The 528-nt window shown below is 69.7% G+C and carries 1 pseudogene; it reads right to left on the bottom strand.

The window, feature by feature from the left end:
- A pseudogene (locus tag CCL05_RS43685) lies at positions 1–464 on the bottom strand (ATP-grasp domain-containing protein); the annotation flags it as partial.
- Between the last annotated feature and the right edge of the window lie 64 nt (positions 465–528).

A 528-nucleotide genomic window follows, 5' to 3' on the forward strand; every position in this document is an offset into this window, starting at 1 on the left:
ACGCCCTTGCCGTCGTAGCCGCCGCGGACGGTCTTGAGAACGACGGGGAAACCGTCACCCTCCGCCGCGAAGGCCGCCACGTCCTGCGGATCGGAGACGATTCTGTGTCTGGGGCAGGGCACGCCGAGCGCGTCGAGCTTCGCGCGCATCACGCCCTTGTCCTGGGCGTGCTGAAGCGCGTCGGGGCCGGGGCGCACGGGGATGCCGTCCGCCTCCAGGGCCCTGAGGTGCTCGGTGGGCACGTGTTCGTGATCGAAGGTGATCACATCGCACCCGCGTGCGAAGGCGCGCAGCGTCTCCAGGTCGCGATAGTCGCCGACGACGACATCGCTCACGACCTGCGCAGCTGAGTCCTGCGGGGTGTCACTGAGGAGCTTGAACCTGATGCCCAGCGGGATGCCTGCCTCGTGTGTCATACGAGCGAGCTGGCCCCCGCCGACCATGCCGACTACCGGAAACGTCACGCCCCCAGGGTATCGGGCGCGCCAAGGTGGCCGGTTTCCTGTCCCACCCCCGCCCGGCCCGGAC

Origin of the sequence: Streptomyces africanus (assembly GCF_002150735.1) — a bacterium.
GTDB classification, from domain to species: domain Bacteria; phylum Actinomycetota; class Actinomycetes; order Streptomycetales; family Streptomycetaceae; genus Streptomyces; species Streptomyces africanus.